Source organism: Epibacterium sp. Ofav1-8 (genome assembly GCF_022348185.1).
Classification (GTDB): Bacteria; Pseudomonadota; Alphaproteobacteria; order Rhodobacterales; family Rhodobacteraceae; genus Epibacterium.
In genome coordinates this window covers 273,795-299,369 of sequence record NZ_JAKRFD010000002.1, presented here as the reverse complement: position 1 = coordinate 299,369, position 25,575 = coordinate 273,795, and the positions used below count along the sequence as shown (strand labels likewise).

The following is a 25,575-nucleotide window of genomic DNA, read 5'->3' as shown; positions in this document are numbered from 1 at the left end:
GCGCGCCAGACCATTGACTGAGGCGCAGAAACACAGGACACAGGCGCGAGACCCTTGAATTTTCTGCACCTGCACCCCGCGCAGGCGCGCCCGATACCAAAGAGGAGCCGGACATGGGCTGGAAGACACTCGACGACATGGAGCTTGAAGGCAAAACCGTTCTGACCCGCGTGGACATCAACGTCCCGATGGAGGACGGCAAGGTCACCGATGACACCCGCATCCGCCGTCTGGTGCCGACCATCTCCGACCTCCTGGCCAAGGGTGCAAAGCCCGTGCTCCTGGCCCATTTTGGCCGCCCCAAGGGTCAGGTGGTGCCGGATATGTCGCTGCAACCGCTCGTTCCCGCGCTGGAAGCCGCCTTTGGCGCATCCGTGGTCTTTGTCGCCGATTGCCGTGGCCCCGCTGCCGAGGCTGCAATTGCCGCCCTGCAACCGGGCCAGATCCTGCTGCTGGAAAACACCCGCTTTCACGCCGGCGAAGAAAAGAACGACGCCGACCTCGCGGCGGAAATGGCAAAGCTCGGCGATATCTACTGCAATGATGCGTTCTCTGCCGCCCACCGCGCCCATGCCTCGACCGAGGCGCTGGCGCGCCTGCTGCCCGCCTGCGCGGGCCGCCTGATGGAGGCGGAACTCAAGGCGCTCGAAGGTTCGCTTGCCACGCCCGAACGCCCCGTCACGGCGGTTGTGGGTGGCGCCAAGGTCTCCACCAAGCTGGACCTGCTGGGCAATCTGGTCGCCAAGGTCGACACGCTGGTGATCGGCGGCGGCATGGCCAATACCTTCCTCGCGGCACAGGGCATCGACGTCGGCAAATCGCTCTGCGAGCACGATATGACCGGAACTGCCAAGGAAATCATGGCCCGCGCCGAGGCCGCCGGATGCACCATTCTCTTGCCCTCCGACGTGGTGGTGGCGCGCGAGTTCAAGGCCGGTGCCGAGAATGAAACCGTTCCCGCCGATGCCTGCCCGTCTGATGCGATGATCCTCGATGCCGGTCCCGCATCGGTTGCCGCCATCGCTGCCGTATTTGCCGACAGCAGGACCCTGATCTGGAACGGCCCGCTGGGCGCTTTTGAGATCGCACCCTTCGACATGGCCACCAACACCGCCGCACAAAAGGCCGCCGACTGCACCAAGGCGGGAACCCTGGTCTCCGTCGCAGGGGGCGGCGACACCGTGGCGGCACTCAATCAGGCCGGCGCGGCAGAGGCGTTCAGCTATATCTCCACCGCTGGCGGCGCCTTTCTGGAGTGGATGGAAGGCAAGGTCCTGCCCGGCGTTGCGGCGCTGGAGGGCTGATCGCTGCCGTTGCCGAAACGGCCGCAACCACCGCAACACTGACGACCGGCACGCACCTCCTGCGTGCCGGTTTTTTTACGCAGTGGCGAGAGTTTACAAACCGTTTCTTTACGTCTGTGGCAGTAGCCTGCGATCAGGCCGGGCCCTTCTGCCCGCCGGAATACGACAGGTCCCCACCTTATGAGACATTTCTCCATCCGCACCCAGGTGTTCCTCTTTGCCGGAGCCTTCATCGCCATGCTGCTGGCTCTGTCGGCGATTTCCTGGATCAACAACCAGCGTCTGACCAATGCCATCCAGAACACCAATCTGGGCACCGCCCAGCTCAAGAGCCTGGATGACATCAAGGAAGACACCGAACAGGGGCTGGCGGATCTTCTGTCCTATGCGCTTGGCGCGCCGGACGGGCTGACCCGGTTGCGGGGCAACCTCGACGAAATCCGCGCCGAGCTGGACCTGGCCGAAGGTCGCTTTGACACCGTGACCGCCGAAATGCGCAATCCGACGGTCTTTGCCGCGATGATGGACCTCAACGCGGTGCTGGATCGGATCACGGCCCGCCTCCCCGATCTCGAATCCGCCCCCGCCGACACCCGCGGTACCATGGCGCAGGATGCGGTGGTGCCGCTGCTGGCAGAGCTGCGCGACAGCGTCGACCAGATGCAGGAGGCGATCCAGACCCGCAACGTGCAGATCCAGCAGGACCTCCGCACGCTGATCGCAAACAGCCAGCTCATCCAGGCCATCAGCAGCGCCACGGCGGCCCTTGTGGCGGTGGCGGTAGCCCTCGCCTTCGGGCGCCATCTGAGCCAGCCGGTGGCGCGGGCCGCGGCCAGCATTCAGGCGCTCAGCGATCAGGACTACGAGACCGAGATTTCCGGCACCGACCGGGGGGATGAGCTGGGCAGGATTGCCCGCAACCTGCAAGACCTGCGCGCGCGACTGGCCGCGGCAGAGGCGGCCTCACAGGCCAGCGAGACCGAAAACGCCCGCCGGGTCGCTCTGTTCGAAACCCTTGGCGCAGCGATGAGCGGCCTGAAACAGGGCCACCTGGACCAGGAGATCCCGGCCGGCGACTGGTCCGATCTCGGCCCCAGCTACACCGCGCTGTGCGAGGATTTCAACGGCCTTGCCCTGTCGCTGGCCGATCTGGTCGCGCAACTCAGCCAGAGCTCTTCTGTCGTCGAACAGAACGCCCGCGAAATGGAACGGATGTCCGACCAGATGTCCCAGCGTGCCGAAACCCAGGCCGCCACACTGGAAGAAAGCGCCGCCGCGCTGGAGGAAATGTCGGCCTCGGTGCAATCCAGCGCCGAACAGGCCCAGGCCGCAGACCGCGAGGTCGAAGAAGGCCGCCGTCGCGCCGAACAGGGCGGCGAGGTCATGGCCCAGGCACGCGAGGCGATGACCTCGATCGCCTCCTATTCCGAACAGATCAGCCAGATCATCACCTCGATCGACGACATCGCCTTTCAGACCAGCCTGCTGGCGCTGAACGCCGGCGTCGAGGCCGCCCGCGCGGGCGAAGCCGGGCGCGGGTTTGCCGTGGTCGCCTCCGAAGTGCGTGGCCTGGCCCTGAAGGCCGCCAAATCCGCCAGCGAGATCAAGGAGCTGGTGCAGGAAAGCTCGACCCAGGTCAGCGAGGGCGAACGTCTGGTCGAAGCCACGTCAGAGACCCTGAACCGCATCGTCGAAAGCGTCACCAACGTCTCCGGCATGGTCTCCGCCATCGCCAGCTCCTCCGGGGAGCAGGCGGCAGGCATCAAGGAGATCAACATCGGTGTCGCCCAGCTCGACACGGTGACCCAGGAAAACGCCGCGATGGTGCAGCAGACCTACAGCGCCAGCCAGGAGATGCGCAGCCAAGCCAGCCGTCTCAGCGATCTGTTGCAGGGGTTCACCGGTGGCCAAGCCGACGACACGCCAACGGGAGAGGCCCGCGCGGCCTGATCCTGCGCGCGGCGCGCACCGGCTCTGAGCGCCACACCGGCGCAATGTCGCAAACACCCCTATGTGCGGCGCTGGCGCGCTGATCTTGCGGCAGATTGCTGTCTTAAGTGTCCGGGGGGCCGCCGTCTGAGGGCGGTTCCCCGTGCAACACTCGGGGTGCTGAGATGATCAATATGCTGGCCTCTGTCTGGGCGCTCCTTGCCGGTGTGGTGCTGATCATGCTCGGCAACGGGATGCACTTTACCCTCATGGGCCTGCGCGGCGGGATGGAGGGGTTCTCCTCCGCTGAACTGTCGATCATCACCTCCGGGTATTTCCTCGGTTTCCTGTCCGGCGCCCGGTTTTCACCGATCCTGATCCAGCGCGTGGGACATGTGCGGGTCTTTGCGGCCCTGGGCAGCTTCATCTCCGCGGCGCTGATCGCCTTTACGCTCTGGGCAGAACCCTGGACATGGACGATCCTGCGCGTGGTCATCGGGTTTTGCATGTCGGGCATCTATGTGGTTGCGGAAAGCTGGCTCAACAATGCCACCTCGAACGAGAACCGCGGCAAGATGCTCTCGGCCTATATGCTGGCGCAGACGCTTGGCATCATCGGCGCGCAGGGCCTGTTGACGCTGGGCGACGCCGGCAATGCGGCGCTGTTTATCGGGGCCTCGATTCTGGTGTCGATCTCCTTTGCGCCGATCCTGCTGTCGATCCAGCCCGCGCCCATGGTCGATGTCGCCAAACCCTGCGGTCTCAAGGACCTGTTCACCGCGTCGCCGCTGGGCACGGTCGGTATCTTTCTCCTGGGCAGCATCTACGCCAGCCAATCCGGCATGGGCGCCGTGTTTGGCAGCGAGATCGGCCTCAGCGCCAATCAGATCGCACTGTTCGTGGCGATGCTGTTTGGCGGGGCGATGCTGATGCAGGTCCCGATCGGCTGGCTGTCCGACCGCATCGACCGGCGCAAGGTGATTTGCGGCACCGCGTTCCTGGGGGCCGCCGCCTGCGGGCTGGGTTGGATCGCGCAGAGCCCGCCGGCCTGGCTCACCCTCGATCCGGCCGTGCCGATCATGGCGGCGGCCTTTCTTGCCGGGGGCATGACAACGCCGCTTTATGCGCTGTTTCTGGCCTACACCAACGACAATGTGCCGGTGGCGGACATGCCGGCGATTTCCGGGGGGCTGGTGTTCACCTTCGGGTTGGGGGCCATTCTGGGGCCGCTTGCCGTGGGTCTGGCCATGGATGTGCTTGGCCCGTTTGCGTTCTGGATCGTGCTGGGCGGCACGTTTCTGGCGATCACGGTCTATGCGCTCTACAGGATGTCGCAGTCCGAGGCGACGCCGGCGTCGGAAACCGACGCCTATGTGAACCTGGTGCCGACGACCTCGATCGTTGCGGTGGAGGACGCCACCACCTGGGCGGCCGAAAACGCGGAGGCCGAGTAGGACCACGGCAACCCGCTGCACAGGTGGCCCCGCCGCAGGTCGGAGGCCTCCGCTCTCCCGGACTGTCCCGCGTTTGCGACACCTCGGAACGTTAACCCTTTTGGGAATTCACAGGCCTCGGTGCCTGTGCCATAAGGGCGTCAGACGTCGGGCAAACCGGCGCGCCCCGAGCATTGCAGTACAGGCATCATCCACGTGACGCGAAAATCCTCGCCTTCCTTAGGCACTTTGCTGTTCTTCGCCGCGGCGTTCCTGCTGAGCGCCTATTTCACCTTTGCCGCCGTGCAGGGCGATTTTGGACTGTTCCGGCGTGTCGAGATACAGGCCGAGGCCGATGGACTCGAACAGGACCTCGCCCGGCTGCAACAGGACATCGCGCGGATGGAAAACCTGACCCGCCGGTTGTCGGATGACTATCTCGACCTCGACCTGCTGGACGAACAGGCCCGCTCCGTTCTGGGTCTGGCCCGTTCGGACGAAATCATCATCGACTGATCCGCCCTGCGGCGCCCTGACCGTAAGCATGACCGTTGCGGGCGCCGGGCTTGATTTCCGGTGCCGCAGTCGGCACCCTGCCCCGGATATCTCTGACTGTCCTTTTCGGGTCCGCACTGCCTGCGGCATCCGGCGGAGCACAGCCGGATCAGACCCGGCGTCACATTATTCCTCGCAACAGCGGGAAAAATGCTCTATGAGATAGTTTAGTGTTAAACTACCTTAGCTTTAGGGGGAGCCTGCCATTATGGCCGCAAGAAAAAGCGCTCAGAAATCAAACGTTTCCGCCGAAGAACTGACAACCTACTACCGCGAGATGCTGTTGATCCGGCGATTCGAGGAAAAGGCCGGTCAGCTCTACGGCATGGGCCTCATTGGCGGCTTCTGCCACCTTTACATCGGTCAGGAAGCGGTGGTTGTCGGTCTGGAGGCTGCGGCCGAGGACGGCGACAAACGCGTCACATCCTACCGTGACCACGGCCACATGCTGGCCTGCGGCATGGACCCGGACGGGGTGATGGCCGAGCTGACGGGCCGCGAGGGCGGCTATTCCAAGGGCAAGGGCGGCTCCATGCATATGTTCTCCAAGGAGAAGCATTTCTATGGCGGCCATGGCATCGTCGGCGCGCAGGTGCCGCTGGGTGCGGGCCTTGCGTTTTCCGACAAATACAAAGGCAACGACCGCGTGACCTTCACCTATTTTGGCGATGGCGCGGCGAACCAGGGTCAGGTCTATGAGACCTACAACATGGCGCAGCTCTGGGATCTGCCGGTGGTCTTTGTGATCGAGAACAACCAATACGCCATGGGCACCTCCGTCCAGCGGTCGACCAAATCCCCGGCACTGTGGAAACGCGGCGAGGCCTATGGCATCGCGGGCGAAGAAGTCGACGGCATGAACGTGCTGGCGGTCAAGGAAGCCGGCGAGCGCGCCGTCGCCCACTGCCGCGCCGGCAAAGGCCCCTATATCCTCGAGGTCAAAACCTACCGCTATCGCGGCCACTCGATGTCGGACCCGGCAAAATACCGGACCCGCGAGGAAGTGCAGAAAATGCGCGAAGAGCGTGACCCCATCGAGCAGGTCCGCGAAATGCTGCTGACCGGCAAGCATGCCACCGAAGAAGACCTCAAGGCGATCGACAAGGAAATCAAGGATATCGTCAATAAATCCGCCGATTTCGCCAAGGAAAGCCCCGAGCCCGCGCTTGAGGAGCTTTGGACCGATATTTACGCCGACGACATTCCGCAGAAAAGCGCCTGAGGGAGAGACCAAGATTATGGCAACTGAAATTCTGATGCCCGCCCTGTCGCCGACCATGGAGGAAGGCACGCTGGCCAAATGGCTGGTAAAGGAAGGCGATACCGTGAACTCCGGCGATATTCTTGCCGAGATCGAAACCGACAAGGCCACCATGGAATTCGAGGCTGTCGACGAAGGCATCGTCGGCAAGATCCTCATCGACGAAGGCAGCGAGGGCGTGAAGGTGAACACCCCCATCGCGATCCTCGTGGAAGAGGGCGAAAGCGTGGAGGATGCTGTCGCATCCGCACCTGCGGCGGGCGGAGAAGCGCCGGCCGCCGAGGCTCCTGCGGAGCCCGCGCCGACCGTCGCTGCTGCCGCGGCCCCGGCTGCCCCCGAGGTGGATGACAGTCCCGATTATCCCGAGGGCACCGAAGTGGTCAGCCAGACCGTGCGCGAAGCGCTGCGCGACGCCATGGCCGAAGAGATGCGGGGCAGCGAAGACGTCTTTGTCATGGGCGAGGAAGTCGCCGAATACGAAGGCGCCTACAAGATCACCCAGGGCTTGCTGGATGAGTTCGGCGCCAAACGCGTGATCGACACTCCGATCACCGAGCATGGCTTTGCCGGGATCGCCACCGGCGCGGCCTTTGGCGGGCTGCGCCCCATCGTTGAGTTCATGACCTTCAACTTCGCCATGCAGGCGATCGACCAGATCATCAACTCTGCGGCCAAGACGCTCTATATGTCCGGCGGTCAGATGGGCGCACCGATGGTGTTCCGTGGCCCCAACGGCGCAGCGGCGCGTGTGGGCGCACAGCACAGCCAGGACTACGCTGCATGGTATATGCAGATCCCCGGCCTCAAGGTGGCAATGCCCTACTCCGCCGCCGACGCCAAGGGCCTGCTGAAATCGGCGATCCGCGACCCGAACCCGGTGATCTTCCTTGAAAACGAGATCCTCTACGGCAAGTCGTTCGATGTGCCGAAACTCGACGATTACACCGTGCCCTTCGGCAAGGCGAAAATCTGGCGCAAGGGCGACGATGTCACCATCGTGTCCTTCGGCATCGGCATGACCTACGCCCTGCAAGCGGCGGATAAGCTGGCCGAAGACGGCATCAACGCCGAGGTCATCGACCTGCGCACCCTGCGCCCGATGGACCTGCCCACCGTGATCAAATCGGTGATGAAGACCAACCGTCTGGTCACCGTCGAGGAAGGCTGGCCGCAGGGCTCTGTTGGCTCCTACATCGCCTCCGAGGTGATGCAGCAGGCGTTCGACTATCTCGACGCGCCCGTGGTGACCTGCACCGGCAAGGACGTGCCGATGCCCTATGCCGCCAACCTTGAAAAACACGCACTGATCACCACCGACGAGGTGATCGAAGCCGTGAAACAAGTGACCTACCGCTAAGGAGAGCAAGGATGCCCACTGAAATTCTCATGCCCGCCCTCTCTCCCACCATGGAGGAAGGCACGCTGGCAAAATGGCTGGTCAAGGAGGGCGACACCGTCTCCTCCGGCGACCTCATTGCCGAGATCGAGACCGACAAGGCGACGATGGAATTCGAGGCCGTGGACGAAGGTGTCGTTGGCAAGATCCTGATCGCCGAGGGCTCCGAGGGGGTGAAGGTCAACACCCCCATCGCGGTCCTGCTGGAGGATGGTGAAAGCGCTGATGATATCGACACATCAGCGGCAACACCGGAAGCGGCCCCTGCCGCTGACGCGGCTCAGGAGGCGGCCTCCGAAGGAGGCTCCGACGCAGCCGCTGCCCCCGCCGCCGCAAGCGCAACCCCTGCCCCGGCAGCGCCCGCTGCGGCGGATGGCTCGCGCATCTTTGCCTCGCCCCTGGCGCGTCGCATCGCCGCCGACAAGGGGCTCGACCTTGCGTCGATCAAAGGCTCCGGCCCCCGTGGACGCATCATCAAGGTCGATGTGGAAAACGCCACCGCCGCCCCCAAGGCAGAGGCCAAGACCGCGCCCGCCGCTGCTCCGGCTGCTGCTGCCGCACCTGCTGGCCCCTCCGCCGATGCGGTCGCCAAGATGTACGAGGGGCGCGACTACGAGGAAGTCAAACTCGATGGCATGCGCAAGACCATTGCCGCGCGTCTCACCGAGGCCAAGCAGACCATCCCGCATTTCTACCTGCGCCGCGACATCCAGCTCGACGCGCTGCTGAAATTCCGCTCCCAGCTCAACAAGCAGCTGGAGCCGCGGGGCGTCAAACTCTCCGTCAATGACTTCATCATCAAGGCCGTGGCGCTGGCGCTGCAATCGGTGCCCGACGCCAATGCGGTCTGGGCCGGGGACCGCGTGCTGAAGATGAAAGCCTCCGATGTGGCCGTTGCGGTCGCGATTGAGGGCGGTCTGTTCACACCGGTTCTGCAAGACTCCGATATGAAGTCGCTCTCGGCGCTGTCGGCAGAGATGAAAGACCTCGCCACTCGCGCCCGCGACCGCAAGCTTGCACCGCATGAATACCAAGGCGGGTCCTTTGCGATCTCCAACCTCGGCATGTTCGGCATCGACAATTTTGATGCCATCGTGAACCCGCCGCATGCGGGCATTCTGGCCGTCGGCTCCGGCGTCAAGAAACCCGTGGTGGGCGCAGATGGCGAGTTGACCGTCGCCACCGTGATGAGCGTCACCATGTCGGTCGACCACCGCGTCATCGACGGCGCGCTTGGCGCGGACCTCTTGAAAGCGATCGTCGACAATCTGGAAAACCCGATGGTGATGCTGGCCTGACAGGGCCGCGCCAACACCTGACAGGATTGCACGCCGGGCAGACACTGCCCGGCGTTTTTTGTTTGCCGGAACGGGGTCTGCCCGACAGGGAAAAACATCACAGTTTCATGACATTCACCCGCAATTCAAAACACTTCGCGCTGTTGCGGTTTACCCGATCGCACTATCAGCGCCCTAGACAGCAACAGCACGCCCCACCTTCCTTTTTGCGGGATATTCTCATGTTCAAACTGCGCCCCTCGGCCCCCCGTCGCGCAACATCGCACAGCATCTTCGCCTCGATGAACCTCCGTATCGCGGCCCTTGTTGCGATCTTTTCGCTGATCGTGGCGCTGCCCATCGGGATCCTCGCAGGGGGGCGTCTGGAAACCCAGTCCATGGATGCGCTGCGCACCTTGCAGCTGGAGCTGACCAATATGGCGGCCGCCCAGGTGGCACAGCCGGTGCAGCTGGGCTTTTCCGGTACCGTCGAACGGCGCCTGGCCTATGTGATCGAACGCGCCGGCGAGAGCTTTTCCTATACCAAGGTCATCAAGGGCGACGGCGTCGTCATGGCCGATATCGGCACGCTCGCACCGGAACGCGCCGAACGCCTGGACGCCGCCGCAACCGCCGTGTTGCAGAGCGGCGTAGCCCAGATCAGCGACAACGGCTTTTCCATCGTCTACCCCATCGCCTCCTCCAAGGGGGCGATCCGCGGCGTTCTCATCATGGTCTGGGATCCGACCCCGGTCCAGTCCGCCATCACCGCAGCGCTGATCCGCGATGCTGGCATTGCCGTCGGCCTGATGATCACGTCGCTGCTGGTGTGTTTTGCGATCCTGAAACGCGCGGTCGGGCGTCCCATGGCCCAGATCGTCGCAGCTCTGGAGCGGATCGACGCCGGCCACTACGACACCCGCCTGCCGCTGAGCAACCGCCGTGATGAGCTGGGCCGGGTTGCCCGTCGCATCATTGCCCTGCAGGACACGCTGGCCGCGGGCCGGGAGACCGAGACCCTGCGCCAGGCCGAGCAACAGGCGCAGCTGTTTGCCATCGAGCGCCTGCGCGCCGGGCTGGAGGCGCTCGCCCGCCGCGATCTGACCGTGCAGATGGACGCGCCGCTGGGCGAAGCCTATGAACCGCTGCGCGCCGATTTCAACAGCGCCATCTCCTCGATCGCCGCCGCCCTGTCGCAGGTGCTGGCCACCTCCGGAACCATCCTGACCCGCACCACCAATATCGAGGCGGGATCAAGCAGCCTCTCGCAGCGGATCCAGGCGCAATCGGACACATTGGACGAGATTTCCGGCGCGCTTCAGGACCTCACCGCCTCGGTCAACGCCGCCACCGAGGGGGCGCATGCGGTCAACGGCCTCGCCCAGACCGCGGTGCAGCAGGCGCGCAACAATGGCACGGTGGTGAAAAACGCCATCGCCGCGATGACCGAGATCGAAGCCAGCGCCAGCCAGATCGAAACCATCATCAAGGTGATCGACGACATCGCCTTCCAGACCAACCTGCTGGCGTTGAACGCCGGTGTCGAAGCGGCACGCGCCGGCCGCGCCGGGGCCGGGTTTGCCGTGGTCGCCAGCGAAGTCCGCGCCCTCGCCCAACGCACCTCAACGGCCGCGACCGAGGTCAAGGGGCTGATCAACACCGCCACCGGGCACATCCAGAACGGCGTGACCGAGGTCAACAACACCGGCGACGCGCTCACACAGGTGATCGCCTCGCTGGAGCAGATCTCCAGCCGCATCCAGACCTCTGCCGATGGGTTTGGTAATGACTCCAAGCGGCTGGGGACGATCTCGGACCAGCTCAGCGCCCTCGGCCACACCACCAGCGACAATGCGCAAATCCTGGCCGGACAGGTGAGCGATGTACAATCCCTGCGCGGCGATGCCGGTCATCTGGACAGGCTCGTCAACGCCTTCGACCTCGCCCCAGCCGCCTCAGACACCGCTCCGCGCGCGCCGGAGGTCCCCCGGGCGGCGGCCTGATCCAGCCAACAAACCTGCAAAAGGGCACCGCACAGGTGCCCTTTTTCCGTTTAACAACAGTCGCATCCATAAATACGGGGCGGCGAACTCACTTACCGGCAAGCACCTGATTCATGCTCACCGAGGGTTGATCACAGCCTGCTTCGCCAACGATTTTGGCCGGCACCCCGGCCACCGTCTTGCAGGGCGGCACCTCCTGCAGCACCACGGACCCGGCCGCAATCCGCGAGCAATGCCCAACGCGGATATTGCCCAGCACCTTGGCCCCGGCGCCGATCAGCACGCCATCCTCGATCTTGGGGTGGCGGTCCTCTTCTTCCTTGCCGGTGCCGCCCAGCGTCACCGAATGCAGCATCGACACGTTGTCCCCCACCACGGCGGTTTCGCCGATGACGATGGAATGGGCGTGGTCGATCATGATGCCCTTGCCGATCTTGGCCGCCGGGTGAATGTCGACGCCAAAGATCTCGGAAATCCGCATCTGGAAGAAATAGGCCAGATCCCAGTCGCCCTGCTGCCACAGCCAATGGCCCACACGATAGGCCTGCACCGCCTGATAGCCCTTGAAATAGAGGATCGGCTGCAACAGCCGGTGGCAGGCCGGGTCGCGGTCATAGATCGCCATCAGGTCGGCCCGGGCCGCCTCGACCAGCGCCGGTTCCGCCTCATAGGCGCCATCGACGATCTCGCGCAGGATCACCATCGACATCTCGTTGGAATTCAACTTGGCCGCGATCCGGTAGCTCAGCGCCTTGTCGAGGGTCTTGTGGTGGAGGATGCAAGCATGAATGAGACCGCCCATCAGGGGCTGCTCAGCAACGGCTGTTTCGGCTTCCTCGGTGATGCGGCCCCAGACGGGGTCGATCTGTCTGACGGCCTTGTGCGTGTCCAACATCGGCGTGGTCCTTCTCGCGCGGGGCATCCGTGTCTTGATCCTCTCCGGCGGGGGTCCCGGCGGATCTGGCTCCAGTGAAACTCGCGGTCCCGGCTTATTCCGGGTCCAGTCCCGTCCACACTAGAGATCTAACCTCTCAAATGCCAAGCGCAATCCCGTGATCGCCCCGATCACCGGCGGAAATATGAAAACCCCGCAAAAACCTATGATTTCGCGCCCTTTTACGCCGCGACCGCCGGCGCAATGGCCGATTATCCTACTTGCAAAAAACGAGAATCCACGGCAAAAAGGATCTGCAACCTTATACCATCGAAGTTTCGTCTACCCGACCGCTTTCGACGTTAAGCTGCCGGGTCGCCGCACGTTGCGGGCGACAAAGACCAAAAGGAACTTTGAAAATGGCAAACGGTACCGTGAAGTGGTTCAACTCCACCAAAGGTTACGGCTTTATCGCGGTTGAAGGCCGCTCCAACGACGTGTTCGTGCACATCTCCGCAGTGGAACGCTCCGGTCTGACCGGTCTGGCCGACGGCCAGGCGGTGACCTTCGAGATCCAGTCCGGCCGTGACGGTCGCGAATCCGCAACCGATCTGGCCCTGGCCTGATCGACCCCCGGCCTTCGGGCCGGTCTGGTGCGGTGTGGGAGCGCTTAGGCCTCCCCAGCACGGATCATTCCAAGAAAACGCCCCGGCTGCCCTTGGCGCCGGGGCGTTTTTCATCTGCCCCCCGTCATCGCCGCCACCGCGTTTAGGGCGATGTGCAGGCAGCGCGCATAATCGGGATCGCCGGGAAAGGGTTCCGCCGCCAACGGAAAACAACGCGCCGCCCGATCAAGTGAGCCATCACCCCAGCGCGGGTGACAGCAGCCAGTGGCCACGGCCTGACGTCGCGCCCGGCTGGCCCCCAGAAGGATCTGCCGACACAAGGCCGCCCGGCGCGGCGCCGGATGGGCCAGCAGGGCCCGCGCCAGGCTGCGCAAGTCTTCCCACAGGATCGGCTGGCGCGGTTTTGGATAATCGCGACACATTCCGCTGTGCAGGATTACGCCAGGACCCATTCCGCCACCGGCCCCGCCCCGTAGCGCGCCGAGACCTGCGCCACCTGCACCACATCGCCTGCACTTGCGCCATCGCTGGCCTGATCCGCCGCGCTATAGGTCCAGTCGGGCGTGGTGACGCGCAGATCGCGCAGCACCGTGCTGCCTGCGCGCACCTGCACGCGGTAGACCTCGGCCTCTTCGCCCAGCGGCACCTCCTCCAGATCCCAGCTGTCGCCCTCGATACGGGTGCGCCTGATCCAGTGAAACGCCATATCCGCGCCCAACGTATCCGAGGTGCGCAGATGCACCGGCGCGTAGGGACGCAGACCATTGCCGTCAAAGGCCGCCGAGAGCGCCACATAGGACGGATCATCATAGGCGCGCCGCGCCGGGCCAAAGCGGTAGTCGCGCGCGATCCGCCGATCCGTCAGCGCCAGATCCAGTTGCTCGACCGCTGCATCCATCAGAACCACAAAGGACCCCGCTGGCCAGAGGTCCGGCATGACACCATCGCTGCCGTATTGCCCACGCAGACGGTCCCGGATCAGGTAGCGGTTCGGTGCGATCAACTCGGCGTCTGTGAACTGGATGATCTCCCAGTTCTCCGGACTGCCATCGCCGATGGCCAGCCGGTTGGCCCCGCCCAGCACCGACAAAGCCTCCCGGCTCTCCAGCGTGCCCGCGATCAGCTCCACCTCCAGATCCGCGCCGCGATCCCAGCGCCCCACCGGCCCGGTCAGCAGGTCCGTTGTGGTCACCCCAACCGTCGCACGGGCGGGCAGCAGTTCTTCGAGCATGAAATCCCCGGCCAGATCCGCACCATAGAGGGCCACCGCGCCCGGCCAGTCCTGCGCCGTGGCACAGACATGCGGTGCATGCGGCACCTCATCCCCGCGCATCAAGGGCAGATCGAGGAACAGCGGCAGTACCGGCGTTGGGGCGGCAAAGGCATCGTTGCGCGGCAGATCCTCCGGCGTGGCCAGCGGCTGATAGACCACGGGTTCAATGCGCACGGCCTCGAGGATCTGCGCCTCGGCCTGCTCCACCCGGTCCACCCGGTAGCGCGCCGCGCCCTCACCGTCCTGCCCCGGCAGGCGCACCACATCGCCCGCCGCAACCTCCAGCGCGCGCGAGGGCGGCAGCGCAAAACGTGCGGTGTCGCGCGAAATCCGCGCCTCCGCCAGCCAGCGCTGCACCACCTGCCGCCCCTCGGCGCGGGTCAGCGCCATGGGCAGGTCATTCTGGCTCACCGCATGGGTGGCCTCATCCGGCAGCACCGCCTCTTCGGCGACCGTATCGTGCGAGCCGCCCCATTCGACAAAGCGCAGCCGCACACGGCCCATCAGCTCTGCCTCGGGCATGCGGCTTTGTTCCTGATCGCCGTCCATCTCTGGCAGCACCGCCAGCGTATCGGTCTCCAGATCAAAGGCGTTCAGCCCATTGCGCAGGCGAAAGATCAGCGTGCCATCGCGCTCGATCGCGTCAAACCCGTGACGCAGCATCAGCGGTTGCAAGGCACTGCGCGCCTCCGCCACGTCATAGACCGCATAGCCGCGCACAATACCCCAGAGCTGGCTTGCGTCGATCTCCGTCACCCCCGCCTCACGGCAGATCTCCGTCACCACAGAAGCCAGCGTGCGCTGCCCCGCGCGCCCATTGAGCCAGTGCCCGCGCGCGTAATTCTCGCCATCGTCCCAGACCTCCACCCGGTTGGGAAAGGCTGGAAAGGGCCGCGCGTCCCAGGCCCAGACATAGGCATGCCTCAGGTCCACCATCGCACCGCCATAGGCGCTGGAGGTCGGGTTATGCGCGCTCTCCTGCCAATAGGTCAGCTGCGCGCGCAAATATTGCTGCTGGATCAGATCGTCACGCAAGCCATTGGAGGCACGCGGCAATTGCGACTCGGAGCTTTTGGGATCAAGGAATTTGTTCGGCTCATTGGTGCCCTTGTCGATGGCCGCACAGCCCAGTTCCGTGAACCAGATCGGTTTGGATTGTGGCACCCAATCGGTCGCAGTCTCAGACCGCACCCCGCCAATCCGGTCGTGATGCGGCAGCGACCACCAGCTGCGGATGTCTTTGTTGCGATAGATCCACGGCTCATCATAAGCACCATCCGTGATCGGCGTGCGGATCTGCGCTGCCTCGGCCTCGGGAGAATGGTAATACCAGTCATAGCCCTCGCCGCCCTCGATATTGGCCTTGAGGTAGTCGAGATCATAGATCGCAGGCCACTCCTGCGCGTCGAGGTGATCCTCGCCCTCGCGCCAGTCGCTGAGCGGCATGTAATTGTCGATGCCGATAAAATCGATCTGCGGGTCGGACCACAGCGGATCGAGGTGAAACAGATGGTCGCCTTCTGGTGTCTGATAGCCGAAATACTCCGACCAATCCGCCGCATAGCCCAGTTTGACCTCCGCCCCCAAAAGCGTGCGCACCTCACCCACCAGATCCTTCAGCCCCTGCACAAAGGGAAAGCCGCTCGCGCCCCGGATCTGCGTCAACCCGCGCAGTTCCGAGCCGATGCAAAACGCCTCCACGCCGCCCGCTGCCGCACAAAGCGCTGCGTAATGCAGGATAAATCGGCGAAAGCTCCACTCATCGGGGCCGTGATAGCTCACCTGACCGCCCGAGATGGTGAAATCGCTGGCCTGAGCGGTGCCGAGAAAGCCTGCGACCTCCGCATCCGCGAGCGCAGTGCCATCCGGGCTGCCCGCCAGACCCGGCGCGGTCGAGAGCGTGATCCGCCCCCGCCATGGCAGCACCGGCTGGCCCTCGGCGTTGCTGTAGGGATCGGGCAGATCATTGCCCGCCTGCTGCTCCATCAGGATAAAGGGGTAAAACATCACCCGCTTGCCTTGGGCGTTCAGATGCTGGATGCCCTGCACCACTGCCTGATCCGCCGGGGTGCCACCATACACGGCTGCGCCCGCGTCCTTGATGACCTCATCCGCGCTGGCCCGGGTGAGCCCCGCCACCTGCCACGGCATCGACCCATCCGCGAGCTTCTGTTCCACCTTGGGCGCAAGGGCGCAGTCACCACAGCGCAGATCGTCGCCAAACCAGCACACAACCATGGACACCGCCTCGGCCTGCGGCAGCTCCTCAGAGAGTGCATCGACCGAGGCGACCAGATCGGTGTCGCCAGAGATCTGGTTGATATTGGCGGCTTTCTGCGCGCCCGGCCCGTGCTGCATATAGACCGGCTGGCTGGCCAGACTGTATTCGCCCGTGCCGGGGATCAGCGCCACGCCGGGCACGATCTGCGCCAGATCCTGTTTGTAGGTCTCGCCCGAGGGCTGCTCCGCGCGCAACACCTCGAATGAGAACTGCGGCACCCGGTTGCCGAACCGCTCCAGATCGAGGTTTTCAAAGACCACATAGGCGGTGCCGCGATAGGCGGGCACCTGGCCTGCGCCCTCCACCGCCTCCATCAGGGGGTCGGGCTGCTGGTCCTTGCTGCCCCGGTAGACGGTCATATTGAGATCGCGCAGCGCCACCTCTTCGCCATCGGCCCAGACCCGCGACACCCGTGTGATCTCTCCCGCGCAGATCGCCACCGCCATCGACAGGCTGTAGGAGTAGCTGGTGGTGGTGCGTTTGGGCGCAGAGCCCTTGCCGCCCGAGGAGGTAGTAGTTGCGGTCTCGACAAACTCCGTCGCCCAGATCACCTGCCCGCCCAACCGCATGCGGCCAAAGACCTGCGCCATCGGCTCACCATCGCTGCCGGTGGTGATGCGAAAGCGGTCGACCTTGCCAGTTTCCACCGCAGCACTGCCACTGCCCAAGAGGCGCTCGTCAATGACCCGACCAAGGCTTGCGCCGACCGCACGGCCAATGATCGCCGTCGACAGCCCCGCCACAGAGCCGCCGATTGCCCCGCCCACGGCGGACCCTGCCGCTGCCAGTACCAATGTCGCCATGATATGTCCTCCTCAGGGATCGTTGGGGTGGAGAAAGTCCGGGCCACAGCCCGCACGCTCACTCTGCGGGAAAGGCAAAGCGCGCCACGATGCGCCGCTGCCATGCGGGCGTCAGCGCGCTTTCGACCACGCCATGGCCGCTGTAGGCATGGATGAAACGGGACGCGCTGCTTTGCAGGCCAAGGTGTTTGGCCACAGCACTCCCATGCATGCGAAACAGGATCACCTGCCCCGGCGCGGCGTGGTGGACGGGCTGCATATGCCGCAGCGCCGCGCGCCACAGGCGTTCCTCGGTGCCGCGTTCCGCCCAGTCGCGGGTATAGGGCGGCACGGGTTCAGGCTCGCTGCCATAAAGGCTGCGCCAGATGCCCCGGATCAGCCCGAGACAATCGCAGCCCGCACCCCGCGTGGCCCCCTGATGCCGATAGGGAGTGCCCAGCCATTGCCGCGCCACCCATAGCGCCTCTGTGTTGATGTCGCGGCTCATCGACGGCTGCCGCCGGTGTTCTGGCCATTGCGCTTGGGCACCGCCACCATCCAGTCCTCGCCAGGGATGTCGGGAAAGCCCTGATAGTTCACCAGATTGTCGAACTTCAGCCGACAGGTGCTCATGCGCTTGTCACAGCCTGCGGTCAGCCGCACCATATCGCCCGGTTGAATATCCGCGCGGATCGGCTGCCACAGGGTGATTTCACGACGCTCGCTCGTGCTGTCCGACCGGATCGGCGCCCACAGACCGGCGCCTGCACCACTCAGCACGGTGAGCCGCCCGCCTGTGAACCACTCCGGCGCGAACCCATCAAGCGCGCCCCATGTGAAATGCTGCCCCTCGTCGATGTTTTCCACTGATTCCTCAGTGATATACCCTGCGGTGTTGAGGTCGAATTTACACGCCTCATCCCCCAGAACCGCGCTACAGGGCGTCTGAAACACCCGCCCGAGCGGCTGGTTCAACCCTTCGGTGAGGCCACGCAGCTCCGCCTCAAACGCGCCGCCTGCACGGCGGATCTCCCCCAGAGAGCCGCGAAACTGCAAGGCGCGTTGCGTGGTGTCGGCCCAGTTCACCAACCACGCCCGCACCTCGGCCCCGTCATAGCGGCCGGATTCAATATCCGCCTCGCGCACCGCATCGGAGCTGAGTGCGCCGAGTGCTTCGCTGTTGTCGACCGCAAGCCCGGTGCTTTGCATCAGGCTGCGCGCCGTGAGGCCGGTTCCGGCGCGGAATGTCACGCCGTCAAAGCTCAGATCCCGGTCATGATCGGTGAACCCCAGCGTCACGCCATCGGCGCGACTGACGGCCCAGGCGCGGCATACCGTGGTGGCCCCGGATTTGAGATGCGTGTTTAAGCCTTCGCGATCCATCACACCCGCACCTCCACCACTGGCACATTCGGGGCCTCGCCCGCCTGAAACGACGCCACCGAGGTCTGGATGCGATCCGTGTCAAAGCGGACCGGCACGTCGAACTCGAACCCGGCGCGGATTTCACGGCCAATTTCCGGCACATAGGCCAGCGTCACCTCGCCCGTGGTCAGGTCGAGGTCGTAATCCACGCCCTCCACCAGCGCCTCATTGTCGATCCCGAGGCGCACGGTGCCCGCCACGGGTTTGCTGATCGGACGCAGATATTCATGCGGGCCGGAGCGATAGCGTTTGGCAAGCTGAAACCTGTTGGTATCGCCATCGCCGGTGGCGATCAGCTGATCCTCAAACGTCACATCCTGACCCGGCAGCGATGACGCATAGTCGGTCCAGTCCTTCCAGCGAAACCCATGGAGCTGGCCCTGACGGGCCTCGAAAAACGCGATGAGCGCGGCAATATCCTCAAGACCACGCAGACCCAGCCCCGCATCATAGCGCCGCCGCGCATGCGCCCAGGGGGTGTTGCGCTCCTCATGGCCATTGGCCAGCGTCACCACATCCGTGCGCCGCTCCGGCCCTCCAACAGAGCCGAAAGAGAGCGTCTCAGGGAAACGAACTTCGTGAAAACTCATGGGTTCACCCTCCTTACCTATTGCGGTTTCCGCGTGCGAGCATGCGGCTCATCTGGGCTGCAATCTGCCCACGCGAGCGCTGGAACCCGGCCACATCGGGGGTTGTGACATTCATCACGACGGTTGGGGATTTGCCGCCGCCTTGCGTCTTCACCCCAAGGCTGCCGTCCGGGCCGCGCGCCAATGGCAGGATCGCCTCCGGCCCCGCTTCGCCCATCAGCCCCAGCCCGCCGCGCATCGGGAAATGCGTGGGCGAGGACACCACGCCACCGCGTGCAAAGGGCGTGACCTTGCCCTGACTGAAGGCGGCACCATCGGCAAAGGGCAAGATGCCACCGACCAGCGCGCCGATCCCATCGCTCACCAACCCGCCGAGGTGATCTGTCACCGGGCGCATGGCGGAGTTGAAGGTGGTGTTGATCATCGTCTTGGCGAGGCTTTCCAGCGCATCGCTCAGACTGTCGCCATCGACCACCAGATCCTTCATCGCGCGCCGTAGCCCCCGGCTGAGGCCGGTTTCAAAATCCGCCGCGTCTGCCTGGGTCGCCGCAAAGGCCGCGCGCACCCGGTCCATCTCGGCGGTGAACTGCGCCGCCATCCCGGCGGCATCGCCAAGGCTGTCCTCCAGCGGCCCCGCCTGGGATTCAAAGTCGGAATCTGTCGTGTTTGCCATGGGTTACTCCGGTTGGTTCACGTCGTTGGTCTGATCCGGGAACTGCGTCATCAGAAGGCTCAGGCGGTCGCGGTCCATGGGTGGTGTGCTGGCATCAAGGTTCAGCATCAGCCGCAGCTCTGCCGGGGTCAGTTGCCAGAACTCGCGCGGGGTCAGCCGCAGCCCCAGCATCCCGGCCCGCATCAGGGCGGGCCAGTCCAGCATCGCGGCACGGCTCATGCATCCCCCGAGGGCAGCGCGAAACTCAGCGCCAACAATTGCGCCGCGACCTTGGTGGCCTGCATCACGCCGCCCTCGATCTCGGCCTGCGCCAGATCTGCGCGGCTGATGTCAGATCCGCCCCCACGCAGCCCCGCCGCCAGAAGCGCCAGCATATCGCACGAGGAAAACCGTCCCATTTCAAAGCGTTGCACAAGGGATATCAAGTCACCCTCGCCCAGTTCCGCCTCCAGTTCCGCCAGCGCACCCAGTGTCAGCTTCAGCATGTGCGGCTGGCCGTTGAGCACCAGTGTCACCTCACCTCTGTAGGGGTTTGCCATGGCTCAGGCCGCCGTAAAGGTCAGCGCACCGGCGGAGGCCAGCGACAGCTCATAGGTGGCCTCGCCATTGTGGCTGCCAGCGTATTCCAGCGCTGTGACCTGAAACGGACCTTCGACGGTGCCGAAATCCGGGATCACCACCTGAAACGCCGGGGTCTCGCCATCAAAGAACAGCTGCCGCGCGCGCTCGTCGGTGCTCGCATCGCGAAACACGCCCGAGCCGGAGAGGTTTGCCGAGCGCACACCCGCACCGCCCAGAAGCTCACGCCAGCCACCCGCACTGTCGAGGCTGGTCACATCGACGCTCTCGGCGTTGAAGCTGATACGGGTGGCACGCAGGCCTGCGATGGTGGTGAAACTGCCGGTGCCGGTCATATCCACCTTGATCAGGAGATCCTTGCCGTTTTGAGCACTCATGGGTGAGGTCCTTCTGCTAATGCGTTGAATTTCAGTCAGGAGTCGTCGAGACGCGCGGAAAACCGCAGCGCGATGGAGCGATCCCCGTTGCTCAGCCGTTTGGCGTTGGCGCGGTCAAACCACAGCCCCACCAGATGCCCGCGCGTCAGGGTCAGCGGCGCATCCACCAGCGCGTCGGAGATCGCTGCCGCCGCGCGTTTGGCGGCACTGAACCCGGCCGCATTGGCGACCACGGTCACGGTAAAGCGATGCAGCGCGCCGCCGCCTGTGACATCGGATCTGTCCCGCACGCTCTCCGCGCCGAGGGTTACATAGATTCCCGGCAGCGTGCCCGCAGGCAGCATGTCGTAGATCGCCGTGCCCACCTCTGCCGCCAGCGCGGCATCGCTGATCAGCTGCTGGTAGACGGCGGTTTGCAGGCTGTGAGACAGCGCATAGGTCATGTGGCCAGCTCCTCTGTTGCGAAACAAATGAGGTAACGCCCGTCCATGTCGCGCTCGGCCACGGCGTCGATCTTGTAGATGCGGCTGCCTTCGCAAAACCGCTGGTCCGGTTTCGGGCGCGCGGGAGATCCCACCGGGGCGGAGCGCAGGGTGATCCGATAGCGTTGCAGCGAGACGGAGGTGCCACGTCGGCCACTCTCGCGGCCCGTCAGCGCGTCGACCTCGGCCCAATGCTGGCCCAGCTCGACCCAGGAGATGTCAAATCCTCCGGCGCCATCGCTGGTCGCTTGCGGATCTTCCAGCCGCAACGGGCGGTTCAGTCGCGGCGCGCTCATGAGTGCACCTCGCTCCGGGCCAGGCTGAGGCGTGGCATGCGGTGCCGGTCCAACAGGCTCGCCACGCCAAAGGGCATGCAGCCCGCATGCAGCGAGGTGTCATCGCGATACTCGTAATAATGCGCCGCCAGCAGCATCACTGCCTGCGCGAGATCAGCGGGTAGCGCGTCCCATGTGGCGGCCATCCCGGCGGTAAAGCGGATCACCGCGCCGCCCCCCGAAGGCATCATTGGCCAGACCGCCGCGCGCGGCGTCAGGCGCGGAGCATGGGCGTCGGGCGCCAGCGCATAGGCCGCCACGGGCACCTCCGTCTCCGCGCCGGTCTGATCCACCAGCGCCACCTGCGAAACGATCGAAACCGGCGCCACCGGCAGCTCCACCACGCGGGGCCATGCGTTCAGCCGCCACTCATAGTCGCGCGTCAAGAGCGCCTTGTTGGTGCGCGCCTCGATCGCCGCGAGGCTGGCGCGCAAGAAGGCCAGAAGCACCGCGTCCTGCAACGCCTCCTCGCCAAAGCCGGTGCCCAGACGCAGATGCGCCTTGAAGGCCGCGAGCGGCAAAATGCTGTCGGGCAGCGGGGTCAGTTCGTGCAAAATCATCGGCTCTCTCCGCTGAAAATCTGTATCCCTCACGCGGTCTCTGCCGCGCCGTCCATTGGACGGGTGCGCACCGGGTCTGCCGCTCGGACGGAGGGAGCAGCTGGACGACAAACCCATGAGGCACGCACCCGCCGACGGAGCCGGGCTGCCGGCCCCGTCATCCGGGATTAAGCGATCAGCTCAGCCCGAATTTCATCAGCTTGATCGCAGCAAAGTCGCTGACGTCGCCGCCCACGCGCTTGGTGGCGTAAAACAGCACATGCGGCTTGGCGGAGAACGGATCCCGCAGGACGCGCAGGTCCGGGCGTTCGGCAATGGTGTAGCCTGCGCCAAAGTCGCCAAAGGCAATCGACAGGCTGTCAGAGGCCACATCCGGCATGTCCTCGGCCACCAGCACCGGGTATCCCATCAGCCGCGCTGGCTCGCCCGCCGCAAGACCATCGGACCACAGGAAGCGGCCATCGGCGTCCTTCAGCTTGCGGATCAGGCCGGCGGTCTTGGAGTTCATCACAAAACTCGCCCCGGCGCGGTAGCGCGCGTCCAGCGCATAGACCAGGTCGATGATCGCATCCGCCGAGCCGATATCGCCGTCGCTGCCGGTGGCCACATAGCCGATATTGCCCCAGCTCCAGCTGTCATTGTCCACCGTGGGATGGGTCAGGATGCCGGTGGGCTTGTCCACGCCATCCCCCGAAATAAAGCTCTGCGCTTCAGCGCGGGCGAATTTGTCGGCGATCCGCCCCGCCAGCCAGCCCTCGATGTCAAAGGCGCTGTCATCCAGCAGTCGTTGCGACGCCTTGGGCAAGGCCGAAAGCTCGTGCAGCGGGATCACGATGCGGTCAATGGACGGCGTGCCGGTTTCCGTGACCGAGCCGGTCTCGGTGGCCCAGCCCGCACCCACATCGGAATGGTCGATCAACACGTCAAAAGACGTCGCCTCCACATTGACCACCGAGGCCACCGCACGGATCGACGCGGTGGATTGCAGCACCGATTTCACCACATCCGAGGTCTGCGGGTCGACAAGGAAACCGCCATCGGAATTTACCGCCGTCGACATGGCCTTGGTGCCCATGTCAAGGCCGCGAAAGCCCTCCTCGTCGCCATGGCGCAGATAGGCTTGCATGGCCTTTTGATGCGGCGCACCATCGACCTCCGCCGCCGCCAGATGCGGCCGGGCCGCGGTTTGGGTTTTACGATCCAACATGGTCATACGCTCTTCCGTCTGTTTGAGTTTCTCGGTCACGTCGTCTTGGAACCCCTTGAAATGTTGCACGAATTGCGAAACGGCCTGTTTCACTTCCGTGGCCACATTCTGCGGCGGGGTCGCCGCATCCTCGGGCGCGTGGCCCGTGAATGGATGATCTGTCATCTCTGATCCTCTTTCAGGGGTTAGGGTCTGGTGGCCGCGCGCAGAGCGTCCGCAAGGGCGCGCAGGCCCGCATCGGAGGCGTCGGATTTCGCCGCTTCCGCCTCGCGCCGGGCAAGCCGCGACAGCCGGGCCGAGGGCAGCATCGGGAATGTCACGAGCGACACCTCCCAAAGCTGAAGCTCCTCCAGCCGCCGGTGGCCTTCCTTGTCGCGGGTCGCCTTCACGGTGCGATAGCCGATCGACAGCCCCTCGATAGCCCCGGCGCGCACCAGGGCGGCGGCCTCTGCGCCTTTCTGGGTTTCCGTAAGGATACGTCCTTTGACGCGCAGGCCGGTGTCGTCCTCAAGGATCTCGTCCCAGACGCCGATGGGGTGGCTCGGGTCATGCTGCCAGAGCATCTTGACCTTGCTGCCGCGCGAGTGATGCGCCGCGAGTGAGGCCGCATAGGCGCCACGGGTGACGATATCCTTGCCCTGATCGGGGGCACCAAAGAGGCTCGCATAGCCTTCGATCACCTCTCCGGCGCTTAGGGACAGCGCCTCGCCAAAGCGGGCGAATTTGGTCTCGAGCCGGGGCTCATGATCTGTCAGCATCACGCTCTACCTTTCTGAAATGTCTTGATTATCGCTCAGGGCAACTGCACCGACAAAAAGCCCTGAAAGGCCTGCGCAAGGATCACGGCAGCAACGCCGTAGACGGTGATCCAGAGCCGTTTTTCCAGCCGCTCCATCATCCGTTCCATCCGATCCAGTCGCCGGTTCAGCGCCTCCTGACGGATTTCGCTCACGCGTTCATGGGCACTCAGTCGCTGGCTTGGGGCGCAGTCAAAGGGCGGCAACGGGTCGTCAGTCATCCGGCACCTCCACGCTGCGCGGCGGCAGGCCCAGCATCTGGCGCTTCTCAGACTCGGTCAGGAAATCCGCCTGTGTGACGCGCCGCCACTGCGCCTCGCGTTCGGTGCTGAGGGCCTGCACCTGATCGAGATCCGGTTTCATCTCCAGGACTTCCTCGCCGAACCGCATCAGCCAGTCCGAAAGTTTCGCCGCCACCCGCATCGCCAGGGGCAGCACCGTCAGGCGATAGAATGCCCGGTTGGCCTCCTGGTAGTTGGCATAGGTGGCATCGCCCGGAATGCCGAGGAGCATCGGCGGCACCCCAAAGGCCTGCGCAATCTCGCGCGCGGCGCTGTCCTTGGTGCGGTGGAACTCCATATCGGAGGGGCTGAACCCCATCTGCTTCCAGTCCAGACCGCCCTCCAACACCATCGGCCGTCCGGCGTTGCGCGCGCCCTGAAAATTGGCCTCGATCTCCTCGGAGAGGCGGCGGAACTGGTCGTCGCCCATCTGCCCCAGCCCGTCCGATCCGGTCCAGACCAGCGCGCCGGAGGGTTGCGCGGCATTGTCCAGCAGCGATTTTGACCAGCGCGCGGCGGCGCCATGTACCTCGACCGCGGTGGCTGCAGCCTGCAGCGGCGCGAGCCCGTAGTGATCGTCCAGCGGATGAAAGCTCTTGAGGTGGCAGATCGCCGGGCGCGCGGGATCTATCGCAAAGCGATGTGTCTTGCCGCCCACCGCGTAGTCATAGCCCACCGGCCAGCCATCACCTCCCGGCACCACCCGCATGCGATCCGGGCGCAGAATGTGCAGCTCCACCGGCCAGCCCGCATCAGAGGCGACCGCCTCGATATAGGCATTGCCCGACAGGAGCAGGTTGGCATAGAGCGCCTCCAGCATCTCTGCCCGCGCCTGCGCCGCATTGGGGCGCGACAGCAGCGACAGCAGCGGGTGGCTGTCATACCGCGCATCCGTGCTCTGGAGCACCAATGGCAGCGCGGCGGCGGCCTCGGCGATAAGTTTCACCGCGCGGTGGCCAACCGGGTTGCCCAGAAACCCCGCTCGGGTCAGAGAGACCGTGTCACGTGGCCCCCAGGCGGCCTGCGTGCCATTGCCCATGGGCAGCACCCGCGCCGCAGCGCTGGCCTTTTGCGACGGGGCCGCAGCCGCCGTCTGATCCACTCGCCCCGTCTTGCGTCGCAGCAGGTCAAAGACCATGGTGCACTCCTTTGCCGTTCCGGTTTCGCCTTGGGCCGATGCCCGTCGTGTTGGAAAACAATCTGCCACAGGGGTTTGAACATCCCGCCAGCAGGGCGTGCGCCGGGGGCGCAACACCCAGCGCCAAGCCTCTGATA

26 protein-coding genes are annotated in these 25,575 nt (G+C 64.8%); 9 read left to right on the top strand and 17 right to left on the bottom strand.

Annotated features, from left to right (window positions below):
• Positions 1-113 precede the first annotated feature (113 nt).
• The 8 genes from MHM97_RS04235 to MHM97_RS04200 all read left to right on the top strand — a co-directional run bounded on the left by MHM97_RS04235 (position 114) and on the right by MHM97_RS04200 (position 11,158).
• On the top strand, positions 114-1,304 hold the full coding sequence (locus MHM97_RS04235; protein WP_239319808.1) for a phosphoglycerate kinase: 1,191 nt from the start codon (positions 114-116) through the stop codon (positions 1,302-1,304).
• Positions 1,305-1,484: 180 nt separating this feature from the next.
• Positions 1,485-3,254: a methyl-accepting chemotaxis protein gene (locus MHM97_RS04230; RefSeq protein ID WP_239319805.1), complete on the top strand. Its 1,770-nt coding sequence runs from the start codon at positions 1,485-1,487 to the stop codon at positions 3,252-3,254.
• A gap of 164 nt (positions 3,255-3,418) precedes the next feature.
• A complete protein-coding gene (locus tag MHM97_RS04225; RefSeq protein ID WP_239319802.1) occupies positions 3,419-4,687 on the top strand; it encodes an MFS transporter in 1,269 nt (422 codons plus the stop codon).
• Between the two features lie 195 nt (positions 4,688-4,882).
• A complete protein-coding gene (locus MHM97_RS04220; protein WP_239319800.1) occupies positions 4,883-5,182 on the top strand; it encodes an FtsB family cell division protein in 300 nt (99 codons plus the stop codon).
• 247 nt (positions 5,183-5,429) lie between these two features.
• A complete protein-coding gene (gene pdhA / locus MHM97_RS04215) occupies positions 5,430-6,443 on the top strand; it encodes a pyruvate dehydrogenase (acetyl-transferring) E1 component subunit alpha (protein ID WP_239319798.1) in 1,014 nt (337 codons plus the stop codon).
• Between the two features lie 16 nt (positions 6,444-6,459).
• Complete coding sequence (locus MHM97_RS04210) at positions 6,460-7,839, top strand: pyruvate dehydrogenase complex E1 component subunit beta (protein WP_239319788.1); 1,380 nt, start codon at positions 6,460-6,462, stop codon at positions 7,837-7,839.
• 11 nt (positions 7,840-7,850) lie between these two features.
• The gene (locus MHM97_RS04205; protein ID WP_239319786.1) at positions 7,851-9,176 is read left to right on the top strand and encodes a pyruvate dehydrogenase complex dihydrolipoamide acetyltransferase; all 1,326 of its coding nucleotides are present in this window, start codon (positions 7,851-7,853) and stop codon (positions 9,174-9,176) included.
• 221 nt (positions 9,177-9,397) lie between these two features.
• Positions 9,398-11,158, top strand: a complete 1,761-nt coding sequence (locus MHM97_RS04200; RefSeq protein WP_239319784.1) for a methyl-accepting chemotaxis protein — start codon at positions 9,398-9,400, stop codon at positions 11,156-11,158.
• A gap of 88 nt (positions 11,159-11,246) precedes the next feature.
• Here the strand turns inward: MHM97_RS04200 and cysE are convergent, their stop codons facing one another.
• Entirely contained in the window at positions 11,247-12,053 is an 807-nt protein-coding gene (gene cysE, locus MHM97_RS04195; protein ID WP_239319782.1) for a serine O-acetyltransferase, read from the bottom strand.
• A gap of 398 nt (positions 12,054-12,451) precedes the next feature.
• On the opposite strand from cysE, the gene MHM97_RS04190 reads away from it, so the two are divergent.
• On the top strand, positions 12,452-12,658 hold the full coding sequence (locus MHM97_RS04190) for a cold-shock protein (RefSeq protein WP_011538414.1): 207 nt from the start codon (positions 12,452-12,454) through the stop codon (positions 12,656-12,658).
• A gap of 110 nt (positions 12,659-12,768) precedes the next feature.
• On the opposite strand, the gene MHM97_RS04185 is transcribed toward MHM97_RS04190, so the two are convergent.
• The 16 genes from MHM97_RS04185 to MHM97_RS04110 all read right to left on the bottom strand — a co-directional run bounded on the left by MHM97_RS04185 (position 12,769) and on the right by MHM97_RS04110 (position 25,438).
• On the bottom strand, positions 12,769-13,110 hold the full coding sequence (locus MHM97_RS04185; protein ID WP_239319780.1) for a DUF7742 family protein: 342 nt from the start codon (positions 13,108-13,110) through the stop codon (positions 12,769-12,771).
• Positions 13,095-17,015, bottom strand: a complete 3,921-nt coding sequence (locus tag MHM97_RS04180; protein WP_239319778.1) for a baseplate multidomain protein megatron — start codon at positions 17,013-17,015, stop codon at positions 13,095-13,097. The genes MHM97_RS04185 and MHM97_RS04180 overlap by 16 nt, the downstream gene beginning before the upstream one ends.
• 58 nt (positions 17,016-17,073) lie before the next feature.
• Positions 17,074-17,502, bottom strand: coding sequence for an NlpC/P60 family protein (locus MHM97_RS04175; RefSeq protein ID WP_239319777.1), 429 nt, complete (start codon positions 17,500-17,502; stop codon positions 17,074-17,076).
• Positions 17,499-18,377, bottom strand: coding sequence for a DUF2163 domain-containing protein (locus MHM97_RS04170; RefSeq protein WP_239319776.1), 879 nt, complete (start codon positions 18,375-18,377; stop codon positions 17,499-17,501). The genes MHM97_RS04175 and MHM97_RS04170 overlap by 4 nt, the downstream gene beginning before the upstream one ends.
• On the bottom strand, positions 18,377-19,009 hold the full coding sequence (locus tag MHM97_RS04165) for a DUF2460 domain-containing protein (RefSeq protein ID WP_239319774.1): 633 nt from the start codon (positions 19,007-19,009) through the stop codon (positions 18,377-18,379). Before MHM97_RS04165 ends, MHM97_RS04170 begins: the two co-directional genes overlap by 1 nt.
• 13 nt (positions 19,010-19,022) lie before the next feature.
• Positions 19,023-19,682, bottom strand: coding sequence for a phage tail tape measure protein (locus MHM97_RS04160; protein ID WP_239319772.1), 660 nt, complete (start codon positions 19,680-19,682; stop codon positions 19,023-19,025).
• A gap of 3 nt (positions 19,683-19,685) precedes the next feature.
• A complete protein-coding gene (locus MHM97_RS04155; RefSeq protein WP_239319770.1) occupies positions 19,686-19,901 on the bottom strand; it encodes a rcc01693 family protein in 216 nt (71 codons plus the stop codon).
• On the bottom strand, positions 19,898-20,221 hold the full coding sequence (locus MHM97_RS04150) for a gene transfer agent family protein (protein ID WP_239319767.1): 324 nt from the start codon (positions 20,219-20,221) through the stop codon (positions 19,898-19,900). The genes MHM97_RS04155 and MHM97_RS04150 overlap by 4 nt, the downstream gene beginning before the upstream one ends.
• 3 nt (positions 20,222-20,224) lie before the next feature.
• Entirely contained in the window at positions 20,225-20,638 is a 414-nt protein-coding gene (locus tag MHM97_RS04145; RefSeq protein ID WP_065334134.1) for a phage major tail protein, TP901-1 family, read from the bottom strand.
• Between the two features lie 35 nt (positions 20,639-20,673).
• Entirely contained in the window at positions 20,674-21,081 is a 408-nt protein-coding gene (locus tag MHM97_RS04140; RefSeq protein WP_239319766.1) for a DUF3168 domain-containing protein, read from the bottom strand.
• Positions 21,078-21,416: a head-tail adaptor protein gene (locus tag MHM97_RS04135; protein WP_239319765.1), complete on the bottom strand. Its 339-nt coding sequence runs from the start codon at positions 21,414-21,416 to the stop codon at positions 21,078-21,080. The genes MHM97_RS04140 and MHM97_RS04135 overlap by 4 nt, the downstream gene beginning before the upstream one ends.
• On the bottom strand, positions 21,413-22,015 hold the full coding sequence (locus MHM97_RS04130; RefSeq protein WP_239319764.1) for a head-tail connector protein: 603 nt from the start codon (positions 22,013-22,015) through the stop codon (positions 21,413-21,415). The genes MHM97_RS04135 and MHM97_RS04130 overlap by 4 nt, the downstream gene beginning before the upstream one ends.
• Positions 22,016-22,190: 175 nt before the next feature.
• Positions 22,191-23,387, bottom strand: a complete 1,197-nt coding sequence (locus tag MHM97_RS04125; protein ID WP_065323682.1) for a phage major capsid protein — start codon at positions 23,385-23,387, stop codon at positions 22,191-22,193.
• A gap of 20 nt (positions 23,388-23,407) precedes the next feature.
• Entirely contained in the window at positions 23,408-23,980 is a 573-nt protein-coding gene (locus MHM97_RS04120) for an HK97 family phage prohead protease (RefSeq protein ID WP_106163522.1), read from the bottom strand.
• Between the two features lie 35 nt (positions 23,981-24,015).
• The gene (locus MHM97_RS04115) at positions 24,016-24,240 is read right to left on the bottom strand and encodes a GTA head formation protein, RCAP_rcc01685 family (protein WP_239319763.1); all 225 of its coding nucleotides are present in this window, start codon (positions 24,238-24,240) and stop codon (positions 24,016-24,018) included.
• The gene (locus MHM97_RS04110) at positions 24,233-25,438 is read right to left on the bottom strand and encodes a phage portal protein (RefSeq protein WP_239319762.1); all 1,206 of its coding nucleotides are present in this window, start codon (positions 25,436-25,438) and stop codon (positions 24,233-24,235) included. Before MHM97_RS04110 ends, MHM97_RS04115 begins: the two co-directional genes overlap by 8 nt.
• Positions 25,439-25,575 lie beyond the last annotated feature (137 nt).